The 11,271-nt window shown below is 62.4% G+C and carries 7 protein-coding genes; all 7 read left to right on the forward strand.

Translation table 11 applies throughout. From position 1 onward, the window contains the following. Positions 1-1,136 (forward strand): hypothetical protein (locus FJ434_RS29550; protein WP_246679074.1); only part of this gene is annotated, 1,136 nt, incomplete at its 5' end. A gap of 639 nt (positions 1,137-1,775) precedes the next feature. Then, positions 1,776-4,061, forward strand: a complete 2,286-nt coding sequence (locus FJ434_RS29555) for a peptidase domain-containing ABC transporter (RefSeq protein ID WP_140752361.1) — start codon at positions 1,776-1,778, stop codon at positions 4,059-4,061. A gap of 164 nt (positions 4,062-4,225) precedes the next feature. Beyond that, a complete protein-coding gene (locus FJ434_RS29560; protein WP_140752363.1) occupies positions 4,226-5,632 on the forward strand; it encodes an HlyD family type I secretion periplasmic adaptor subunit in 1,407 nt (468 codons plus the stop codon). A gap of 48 nt (positions 5,633-5,680) precedes the next feature. Beyond that, complete coding sequence (locus FJ434_RS29565; protein WP_140752365.1) at positions 5,681-7,414, forward strand: SEL1-like repeat protein; 1,734 nt, start codon at positions 5,681-5,683, stop codon at positions 7,412-7,414. 13 nt (positions 7,415-7,427) lie between these two features. Further along, positions 7,428-7,649: a DUF768 domain-containing protein gene (locus FJ434_RS29570; protein WP_140752367.1), complete on the forward strand. Its 222-nt coding sequence runs from the start codon at positions 7,428-7,430 to the stop codon at positions 7,647-7,649. 353 nt (positions 7,650-8,002) lie between these two features. Then, complete coding sequence (locus FJ434_RS29575; RefSeq protein ID WP_140752369.1) at positions 8,003-9,772, forward strand: type I secretion system permease/ATPase; 1,770 nt, start codon at positions 8,003-8,005, stop codon at positions 9,770-9,772. Continuing rightward, complete coding sequence (locus FJ434_RS29580) at positions 9,759-11,105, forward strand: HlyD family type I secretion periplasmic adaptor subunit (protein ID WP_140752371.1); 1,347 nt, start codon at positions 9,759-9,761, stop codon at positions 11,103-11,105. Before FJ434_RS29575 ends, FJ434_RS29580 begins: the two co-directional genes overlap by 14 nt. Positions 11,106-11,271: the final 166 nt, after the last annotated feature.

The raw sequence follows: 11,271 nt of genomic DNA on the forward strand, positions 1-11,271 counted from the left end.
TCGACTGGAGCCACAGGTTCGACTGGTGCAACCGGCTCGACCGGAGCGACAGGTTCGACTGGTGCAACCGGCTCGACTGGAGCCACAGGTTCGACTGGTGCAACCGGCTCGACCGGAGCGACAGGTTCGACTGGTGCAACCGGCTCGACCGGGGCAACCGGCTCGACCGGAGCCACCGGCTCGACTGGAGCGACAGGTTCGACCGGGGCAACCGGCTCGACCGGAGCCACAGGTTCGACTGGTGCAACCGGCTCGACCGGAGCGACTGGCTCGACCGGAGCAACAGGTTCGACTGGGGCAACCGGCTCGACCGGAGCCACCGGCTCGACTGGAGCGACCGGCTCGACTGGAGCGACAGGTTCGACCGGGGCAACCGGCTCGACCGGAGCAACCGGTGCAACAGGCTCGACTGGCTCTACCGGAGCAACTGGCTCGACCGGCTCTACCGGAGCAACTGGTGCCACCGGCTCGACTGGAGCGACTGGCTCGACTGGTGCAACCGGCTCGACCGGAGCGACAGGTTCGACTGGTGCCACCGGCTCGACCGGGGCAACAGGCTCGACTGGTGCCACCGGCTCGACCGGGGCGACAGGTTCGACTGGTGCAACCGGCTCGACCGGAGCGACGGGTTCGACTGGTGCAACCGGCTCGACCGGGGCAACAGGCTCGACTGGTGCCACCGGCTCAACCGGAGCGACAGGTTCGACTGGTGCCACCGGTTCGACCGGCTCGACCGGAGCGACCGGCTCGACTGGAGCGACCGGCTCGACTGGTGCAACCGGAGCGACCGGCTCGACTGGAGCGACAGGTTCGACCGGCTCGACCGGAGCGACCGGCTCGACTGGTGCAACCGGCTCGACCGGAGCGACAGGTTCGACTGGAGCGACAGGCTCGACCGGAGCTACCGGCTCGACTGGAGCAACAGGCTCGACCGGAGCTACCGGCTCGACTGGAGCAACAGGCTCGACCGGGGCAACTGGCTCGACCGGGGCAACTGGCTCGACAGGTTCGACTGGAGCGACAGGCTCGACCGGAGCGACAGGTTCGACCGGTGCGACCGGGTCGACCGGAGCAACTGGCTCTACCGGAGCGCCTGGTCCGACAGGTCCGACCGGAGCGACGGGGCCCGGCGGTGAGACCGGTGACCACCACCATGGCAACAACGGTGGCGGCAACGATCCTGACCACAACGACAGCAGCAATCCGGGGAAAGGCCATCCCAATGATGGTACTGACGCCGATGGCTCCCCTGACGGTCACACCGCCACGGTCACGGCCAGCACCCTCGGACTCAAGGACTCGACGCAGTTCCTGCAATCCGGCTCGACCGACAGTGATGCCGTAAGCCCTGCGTCGTTCCGCCAGCTCATCGGACTAGCGGCCGGTTCGGTCACGACCGACCTCCTGCCCAACACGATCAGGGGACTTGGCCAGAACCAGAACAAGCCGCTGGGTGCGAGCACCGACCTGACCTCGGATCCCAAGCATGGTGCGGGCAGCGCCAACAGCGACGACACGGTGAAGAAGGCTCTGAAGGATATTCTGAAGCCGCATGAGTGAGCAGGAATGGTAAGTGGACAGACCACGACAGGAACCAGTCCAAGGCTGAGAAACGGGCGCGCGCGCTCTGCGGAAAGCAGGGTGCGCTCGCCCGTCATTTCTGACCGGGGATGGGTCCGTCCGACCGGCCGGCTCGGCGTGGATCAGTCCCCGCTTGAGGTATCGGTGGGACGGTTCGCCTGGCGTATCGACGCTTGCGTGTCGGAGGGGAGCCCATGGTGAATATCCCTCTGAGCGCCGAAATCCAGCCGGTGGCGGTCCGCGCCGGCATCGAAGCCGATACGACCGAACCGGGGCGGCTTCCCGGTGGTCCCGCCGAGTTTGAAGAGGTCGGGCAGCGCCTCAAGGCGATGTTGCGGGTCGCCCGCTATCACGGGGTCGAGCTCGACCCGAACGAATTCAGGGCGGCGAGCGCAAGCCTGTTTCCAACCTCCGCTGACCTGTCCGAGTGGGCGCGCAACGGCGGTATGTGGTCTCGCGCCGTCCGCGTTCGCTGGTCCCACCTCTTGCGCTTCCAGGATACCGGGCCGGTCGTCCTGCTGTTCAGTGATGGCGGCGCGGGGATCCTCACCGGGGCCAGTGCCGAGCGCAACCTGGTCTTCCTCAAAGGCGTGGACGCGCCTGATGACGGTGAATCCACCGCTATCGACGAGTTGCGCCTGTCGCAGGTGTGGACGGGGGAGGCGGTGCTGCTGCGAAATGCGCGATCCTCTGTTGCGGCGGACGCGCCTTTCACTCTCGGCTGGCTCGCCGAACTGGTACGGCTCGAAAGCCGGCCTCTGCGTGACGTCGCCATCGCCTCGTTCACGCTCAGCGTCCTTACCATCCTGCCGCCGCTCATCGTCATGACGGTGGTCAACAAGGTGCTGCAGTTCAACAGTGTCTCGACGCTGTTGCTCTTGTCGGCCATAATCGCCGTCGTCTTCGCCTACGAAACGCTCTTGGGCCACGCACGGCGGCTGATCATCAACGTCGTCGGCGCCCGCCTGGACACCAAGCTGCAACTGCACATTTTCAGTAGGCTCCTGCGCCTGCCGCTTGACTATTTTGAGCGTCATCCGGCCGGCGAGACGCTGTACCATCTCGCGCAGGTCTATCGCATCCGCGAGTTCCTGACCGGCAAACTCCTCAGCACGTTCCTTGATCTGATAACGCTCTGCGTGCTGGTACCGGTGATGTTCTACATCAACGCCAAGCTCGCATGGATCGTGATTGCCTGCGCAGGCGCGATCGTACTGATCATTATTGCCTTCCTCAAGCCGCTGCGCCGGAGGTACCAGCGGGTGATTGAAGCTGAGACATGGAAGTCGGCGGCACTCGGCGAAACTGTCGTCGGGATAAAGACCGTGAAGGCACTAGGTCTCGAGCCGCAACGCAAGGCGCTTTGGGACGAGCAGGTGGCGGAGGCGGGAAGGGCGCGTCTGGCTTTCGGGCAGTTCGCCAGCTGGCCGCAGACCCTGGTAACGCCGATCGAACGTGCCATGGTGCTCGGCACAATGCTGATTGGGGCCTATCTCGCCATGAACGACAGTTCCGGCTATATGGTAGGCGGCCTGTTCGCCTTCATGATGATCTCCCAGCGCGTTGCCCAACCGCTTGTCGGGCTGGCGCGGCTGATCGAAGACTACGAGGAGGTCGGCGCAGCGATCGGCGAGGCGTCGTCGGTCCTCAACCGACCACTGGAGAGCAGTTCGAATTCCCAGGGCTTAAAGCCGAGGCTCGTCGGCGAGGTCACGTTCAACGATCTGACCTTCAGCTATATCGGTACCAGGACGCCGGCGCTCGACCGGGTCAGCTTCAACATTCCGGCAGGCACCATGTTCGGTATTGTCGGGCGCAGCGGGTCGGGAAAGTCGACGATCGCGCGCCTTCTGCAGGGGATCAACCGCGACTATAGCGGTTTCCTCAAGCTGGACGGTGTCGACCTCAAGGAATTCAACCTGCGCCACCTTCGCCAGGGGCTCGGCGTGGTGCTCCAGGACAATTTCCTGTTCCGCGGGTCGATCCGCGAGAACATCATCGCCGGGCGCGCGGGCCTGACGCTTTCCGACGCGATGCGAGCCGCGCATCTGGCAGGCGCCGAAGAATTTATCGAACGAATGCCGAATGGCTACGACACATACATCGAGGAAGGGTCGCCCAATCTGTCGGGCGGTCAAAAGCAGCGGCTGGCGATCGCGCGCGCCCTCATCCACAATCCGACCGTCCTTATCCTCGACGAAGCGACCAGCGCCCTCGATCCCGAGAGTGAAGCGGTCGTCAGCGCCAATCTCATGCGCATCGCTAGCGGGCGAACGATGATCATCGTTTCGCACCGGCTTTCGTCGCTCACCGAGTGCGACCAGATCCTTGTCATGGAGCAGGGCAAGGTCCTCGACGTCGCCCCGCACGCGATCCTGCTCGAACGATGCGCGCTTTACCGCCAGCTGTGGGCGCAGCAGAACCGGCACCTCGATGGCCGCCACGGCCGTCCGGTCGCCGTGCCGCCGCGGTCGGGTTGACCGATGTCGCGCGGCGGTCGATTCGAGCTTTCAACAATGATCGCCCGCAAGACGGCGAACCGTTCCTTTGGCCATCGCGCTTCGACTGAAGATGGAATGGATGGGATCGGTTTCATTCGAGACAGTTTGTACTTCGAGTGCTTACGCTCCAGGTCCAGCAAGCCATGACCACCACCTCTCTCACCATCCACCCCGCCCGCCTGCGTCGGATAAAACCGAGCGATCCGACGACACCAGCCATTCTCGAATTCCAATGGCCGTCGACAGCGGTCGCCAATGCGCCAATTCCTCGGTCGGCGCGCGGTGTCGTCTGGATTATTTCGAGCATGGTGGTTGCCTTGATTGCCGTGGCGGGACTGATACCGGTCGACCAGGTGGTGACGGCCAGAGGGCTGGTGGTTTCAAAATCGCCCAACATCATTGTGCAACCTTTGGAGACGGCGATCGTCCGCTCGATCGACGTGCGCGAAGGTCAGCACGTAAAAGCCGGGCAATTGCTTGCCCGCCTCGATGCTACCTTTGCCTCGGCGGACCTCCAGTCGCTGGCGATGCAGGTCGCGACGCTTGAGGCAGAAGTGGCGCGGTTGAAGGCGGAGGCCGACGGCCAAGCTTTCAACTATGACGGTCTCGACCCGAGCTGGACCCTGCAGGCGTCTATCTTTGAGCGCCGCAAGGCAGTCTATGAGGCCAAGCTGGAGAATTTCGACCGGCAACGCGATGAACTCAGTTCGGTGATCTCGCGTTCTCAATCGGATGCCTCCGGCTACCGGCAGCGGCTCTCGGTCGCGGCATCGATAGAACAGATGCGCAAACAGCTGGAAGAAAGACAGGTGGGAAGCCGCCTCAATACCCTTATCGCGGAAGACAATTCGGCAGAGATGTCGCGGGCGCTCGGCAATGCCGAGCAAACAGCAGAGGCTGCCAAGCGCCAGCAGGCTGCGGTGGCCGCCGAGCGCGACGGCTACATTCAAGGCTGGCGAGCGGAAGTCTCACAGGGTCTGTCCGACGCGACCTCTCGGATGTCCGACGCTCGCGAACTCCTCAACAAGGCAAGGCTCCGTAAGCAGTTGGTAGAGTTGAAAAGCGAAGCAGACGCCATCGTCCAGTCGGTGGCGAAAGTCTCGGTCGGCTCGGTCCTCCAGTCGGGTGAGCGCTTGATCACGCTGGTGCCGGCCGACGCGCCGCTTGAGATTGAGACAAACGTGGTCGGCCGCAGCAGCGGCTTCGTGCACGTCGGCGACCCCGTGGTCATCAAGTTCGACACCTTCCCCTATTCGCAATACGGCCTCGCCCACGGCACTGTGCGATCGCTCAGCCCGGACTCCTTTTCTGCGCAGGAGCAAGCACGCGACCCCAACAGTTCCCTGGCCATGCTGCCCTCGGATGCCGAGCCATTCTATCGGACTCGCATTTCCATCGACCAGGTCGCGCTGCACGGGGTACCCGCCGGTTTCATCGTCAGCCCCGGCATGCCTGTGACCGCTGACGTCAAGGTCGGCCAACGCACGGTGCTCAAATATATTCTCGGCGCGATGCTACCGATCGGCCAGGAAGCCATGCGTGAGCCATAGGCTGCGGCGCGCCAGCGGCCAGATGGAGGACATCAGGGACTCGGATCGATGACAATTCTGGATCGGCTGACTGGTTTCGCCAACCCCGCGGCAGCATTGCGGCGGGCGGTGCAGCTTTTTGACAGCGGCAGGCCTTCGGAAGCTTTTCCGCTCATGGCGATGGCCGCGCGCGCGGGCATCGCCGACGCCGAATATCGGGTTGGGCGTTGTTATCTTGAAGGCTCGGGTGTGCCGCCGAGCCGCGTGGAGGGGACGCGGTGGCTCGGGCGGGCGGCAAAACGCGGGAGCGCCGATGCACAGGCGCTCCTCGCCGCACTCTATGTGAGCGGACTGGCGACATCTGAAGCTGATGTCAAGCGCCCTGCATCGCAACGCCTGTTCGAACAAGACACCTTGGGTGAGCCGGACTTCGTGGCGGCACGCGAGCTTGCCACGAAGGCGGCCGAGGCAGGCTCGGCAACCGGTCAAGCAGTCCTCGGCTATATCCTCACCAGGGGTCCCGGACCGATGCGCGATGCGGATGCAGCGCACCGCTGGTATGAACGCTCGGCCGCGGCCGGCTGCGCCGAAGGACGCCTCGGCCTTGCCCTTTCCCTGGCCCGGCAAGGTGGTCTCGCGGAACGGGACAGAATTGCTGACGAGGTACGTCGTGCCGCCGACGCTGGCCTGCCGACCGCAATCTACCTCTTTGCGATCTTCACCGAGCACGGGCTGGGCGTCGCGGGCGATCTTGCTGCCGCAGCTCGGCTGTATCAGGCGGCTGCGGAGCAAGGTCTGCCCTCGGCCCAATTCCGATTGGGATTGGCGATGATCGAGGGGAGCCTCGGTGACCTCGATCCTGTGGCCGGGGAGGCGTGGATGCGACGTGCCGCATTGGCCGGCAACGTCGAGGCGGCGTACCTCCTGGGGGAGCGTAACGTGAAGTACCGACCGCCGGATTATGCAGAAGCCGCAACATGGTATCGACGGGCGGCCGAGGCGGGTCATCAGGCCGCCGCTCGCGCCCTAGGCTCCCTTTACCTAACGGGAAACGGTGTTGCCAGGGATGAGCAGGAGGGGACACGCTGGCTGCGCACGGCCGCAACCAGCGGGAATCAGGCAGCACAAGTCGATATGGCCAACCTCGCTCTGCAAGGGATTGGCGAGGCGGACGACACCACAAATGTAGCAGGATGGTTCGAAGCCGCCGCATCTTCAGGCGATCTGATCGCCGCATTCAATCTCGGCCTCTGTTTCGTCAAAGGCGTCGGCGTGCCCCAGGACGAAGGTCAGGCGGCGCAATGGCTAAGGCGCGCTGCTGAGGGCGTGGCCGAGGCCCAATATATGTATGCGCGCATCCTCAGGGATGGGCGCGGGGTGGCGGCCGATGCGCAGCAGGCCCGCGCCTGGTTTGCCCAGGCTGCCGACGGCGGCATACTCGACGCGCAAGTGGCACTCGCGGAGATGCTGCTCAATGGCCGTGGCGGCGATCGTTCGCCAGAGGCCGCGGTGCAGTTGTTCGAACGAGCCGCCGCCGCCGGTCATGTCGGGGCAATGTTTGCGCTCGGAGCGCTGCACAGCTCCGGCCAGGGTTTGCCGATCGACCAAGTGGCGGCGCAGAAGTGGTTCTCGGCCGCCGCCGAATGTGGGCATGGCCAGGCCCAACTCATGCTGGGCCGGTATCTCGCCAAAGGTCTCGCCGGAGAGCGCGACCCGTTGGCCAGCCGCCTCTGGCTCGAGCGAGCGGCTGCACATGGCATCGTGGAGGCGGACGAGGAATTCGCTGAGGCTACCTCGGGTTGAGGTGTAATGGAATATGAGCAGGCGCGCCGCTGATTTCCTACGCGAATGGATTTGCGACCATCTACCGCCGCGAATTGACCACGCAGCCCTCGTCGTGACCACCATGGCGGCCGACGCCGTGCGGGCGGCAGAGGCTCAAGGCATCGCACGCCAAGAGATCGACCGAGAAATCGGAAGCGTCTACGAAGCGACCATGCGCACGCTCCAGGATCGCACGTCCGGTTTGCCGGATTAGGCACAACGCCACGACCTCGGTGCAAGAGTTACCTTAAGCCATGGGTAGCCGATCGGGCTTGGGATTTCCAAAGAGGCGGAAGCACCCTCATAAGCCTGGACGTGTTGCCATAGTTGGCGGAATCCCGTTCAGTCGCACTGAGGGGCAGGGTGTATTTGCGGCGCAAATAGGTCGGTCATAGCAGGAGGCGCGGCTTCTCGCCTCGATGCTCCTTGGACAACCGCCTGTCGCATCGCCTAGCCCGTTTGCGTTCATCATCATGGCCATCAAAAGAATCTCAACTGGTGGCATCGCAACACCGTATGATATATACAGATTGTCTAATGTGATCGTTTGCCCCGAGTGCGATTTAGATGCCCAGCTTTACGAACAGAAGGGTGCTGTCAAAGAGTGTGGTCGAAATGGGCCTCTTCTCCGCGGCAATGAACACCCTGGTGTTGATTCTGCCTCTCTACATGCTGCAGGTATATGACCGGGTTTTGCCTGCGGCCAACCTCGACACGCTCGCCTATTTGACCTTGCTTGCTCTATCGTCGCTCTTGCTGTTCGGCGTACTCGAAATCGTGCGCAGCGTATATGCGAGCCAGCTCGCCGCTCGGCTGGATGTCTCTTTGGGTGCATCATCATTTCTTGCGGCAATGAGCGGTCCGCGTGCCGGTCTCGGCGACGTCCAGGCCCTGCGCGACTTGGCGACCCTGCGGGGATTCATCGCCTCGCGAACCATCTTTTTTCTATTCGACCTCCCTTTTGGGCCGATCTTCGTGGGCCTGCTTTACTTCGTCCATCCGTTGCTCTTCCTGGTAACGGTTATCGGTGCGGTTCTCATGGTTGCCATCGCTGTGCTGAACCAGATCGCGAGTTCGCGACCCAGCAAGGAGGCGGCGGACAATCTTAGCGCCTCAATGAACTCGGCGCAGGCCTTCGCGCGAAACTTCGAAACGGTCCGCGCACTCGGGATGGTGTCCAACGCGATAGAGTTCTGGGGGATCCGTTTTTCAGACTCACTGCACGCCTCCGACGGACTGGCTCGCATCAACGCGTTCTATGGTGGTGTGTCCCGCACGACGCGATCGGTGCTGCAAATCGCGATATTGGGCGTCGGTGCATATCTGGTTCTGCACAATGAAATGACCGCAGGCATGATCTTTGCCTCATCGATGATATCGGCGCGGGCCTTGCAACCTCTTGATCAGATCGTTGGAAGCTGGCGGCAGATCACCGACGCCAATCTTGCATGGAAGCGGCTTTCGGTTTCCCAATCCGGGCCGGACAAGCAGGAAAACCCAGCATTGCCGAGTCCCGATGGAGTGTTGAGCGCAGATCAGATAGTCTATCATCTTCCAGGTTCGGCCGACGGTGCGATGCCGCTCATCAAGCGGGTGACTTTCGAGGTCCCCGCTGGCCAGACCGTCGCGATCGTTGGCCCGAGCCAGGCAGGAAAATCGACGCTGGCGCGGCTAATCGTCGGTGCGATCCAACCGCGTTCGGGCGCGATCCGTCTCGATGGCGGCGATATTCGAAACTGGGATCCGGAGGAACTCGGCCGTCACATAGGCTACCTTCCACAGGATGTGGAACTCTTCCCTGGAACCATCGCACAGAACATTGCGCGCTTTGAGCCGGACGCATCCGACGAGAAGTTAGTTCAAGCGGCCCGGAAGGCGCAGGTACATGAGCTGATCATGGGGCAGAGGAACGGATACTCGACGGTGATCGGCCCCGCTGGCGTTCGCCTTTCAGGCGGCGAGCGTCAGCGCATTGGCCTTGCACGCGCTTTTTACGGCGATCCCAAGATACTGGTTCTCGACGAGCCCAACGCGAATCTTGATTCCGACGGCGAAGCCGCGCTCGAGCGGGCGATCATCCAAGCGCGGTCGCGAAAGACGACCGTCCTCGTTATTACCCACCGGCCCTCCCTCGCTTCCAAATGCGATCGCATCCTCATGCTGCTAAACGGTCAGGTCGAGATTTACGGTTTGACCAAGGACGTGCTCGACGAACTTGCTCAGCGACGGGCCCGAGCGGCAGCAGCGGCGGCCGCTCAGTCGCATGACAATGAAGGAGTGGTGCCTTTCCCGTCACAGGCTCGCGTAGAGGTAAAAGTCGCAAATGACGGCCCCTAGCCAAACCATCCAGGCTGGCGCCAAGGCTTATCGCTGGCAGCGCAACATCGATACACGCACAGATCGGATCATGCTGGCGGGATATGCAAGCGTGGCCGTTTTCGTGCTCGGCTTCGGGTTCTGGGCAGCCACGGCGCCGATTGCTGGAGCAACCATTGCGCCGGGTGTGGTCGCCGCAGCAGGGCAGAATGTCATGATCCAGCACCTCGAAGGAGGCGTTGTCAGGAGCATTAGAGTTCGCGAGGGTGACAGGGTCTCAAGAGGCCAGGCCCTGATCGTGCTCGATCCGACGATGGCGCGGTCCCAGCTCAACCGGGTTCTCAAGCAGTGGGTTGCACAAAAAGCCGAGATTTCTCGGCTCGAAGCAGAGCGCGACGGCCTTGAGAGTATTGTCTTGTCCAGTGACCTCGGAGCCTATTCAGGCGCTTCCGAATATAGCGATGTCTTCGGCGAGCAAAACAAGGAATTTCAGGCGCGGCTAGCACGTTATGGCGCGGAACAGGGGATACTGAAGCAAAGGGTGGCAGCACTTCAGGACGCCATTGTGGGGCTAAAGGCTCAAAAGAAGGCAGCGGAAAATCAGCTTGTGATCGTCAACGAGGAGACGGAAAGAAAAAAAGACTTGCTACAAAAAGGACTCACAAATCGGTCCGAATATACCAATCTTCTGCGCAGTACCGCCGAGTTGGTAGGACAGGCGGGATCTCTGGAAGCGCAGATCGCCAGCTCGGCGACCCAGACTGTGGAAGCGCGTCAGCAGATTGAAAGGCTTACAACCAGCCGGGTCGAGGATGCCGTCACCGAACTGAACAAAGCACGGGCAGAGGTCGCGGATCTCGAGGAACAGATCAACGCTGCGCGATCAGTCCTGGACCGAACGACGATCCGGGCGCCTGTGGACGGCATCATCGTGCGCTCGCTTTACAATTCCGAAGGCAGCGTCATCCGCGCCGGGGAGATCGCGATGGAGCTTCTGCCGACCACGAACGAACTCATCATCGAGGCCAGGATAAAGCCTGAAGATATCGACTCAATCAGGGTCGGGCAGGACGCAAACATGATGTTCACCGCACTCAACGCGCGCACGACGCCGAAAGTGTCCGGAAAGGTCTTTTACATTTCGGCCGACCGGCTGATGGCACCCAATACCGGACTGCCTTACTTCACCGTCCGGCTTAAAATGGCCAACAAGCTGCCACCGCAGGTTAAGCCCGACCAGATCTATCCAGGCATGCCGGTCGAGACATTCATCTCAACGGGCGAACGAACGTTTCTGGCTTATCTGACCAAGCCCTTGGTGGATTCTTTCCAACGCGCCTTCCGGGAGAGATAGCCCCCCGCATCTTGGATACCGGAAGCTCCGATGTGAAACGGCGCTATTATATTGGAACCTGCACCCTTCGACGTCAGACGAAGTGGAAGAGGGCATCTACCATCTCTTCAGGCGACTTGCCGAGCGTCTTGAGATGGATCTCCGGTTTCTCCGGTGCTTCGTATGG

It is taken from the genome of Mesorhizobium sp. B2-5-13, from assembly GCF_006440535.1.
GTDB classification, from domain to species: Bacteria; Pseudomonadota; Alphaproteobacteria; order Rhizobiales; family Rhizobiaceae; genus Mesorhizobium; species Mesorhizobium salmacidum.

Coding starts and splice junctions, on each gene's coding strand:
- FJ434_RS29570 (WP_140752367.1), top strand. CDS start 7,428: ATGAGCAGGCGCGCCGCTGATTTCCTACGCGAATGGATTTGCGACCAT.
- FJ434_RS29565 (WP_140752365.1), top strand. CDS start 5,681: ATGACAATTCTGGATCGGCTGACTGGTTTCGCCAACCCCGCGGCAGCA.
- FJ434_RS29555 (WP_140752361.1), top strand. CDS start 1,776: ATGGTGAATATCCCTCTGAGCGCCGAAATCCAGCCGGTGGCGGTCCGC.
- FJ434_RS29580 (WP_140752371.1), top strand. CDS start 9,759: ATGACGGCCCCTAGCCAAACCATCCAGGCTGGCGCCAAGGCTTATCGC.
- FJ434_RS29560 (WP_140752363.1), top strand. CDS start 4,226: ATGACCACCACCTCTCTCACCATCCACCCCGCCCGCCTGCGTCGGATA.
- FJ434_RS29575 (WP_140752369.1), top strand. CDS start 8,003: ATGCCCAGCTTTACGAACAGAAGGGTGCTGTCAAAGAGTGTGGTCGAA.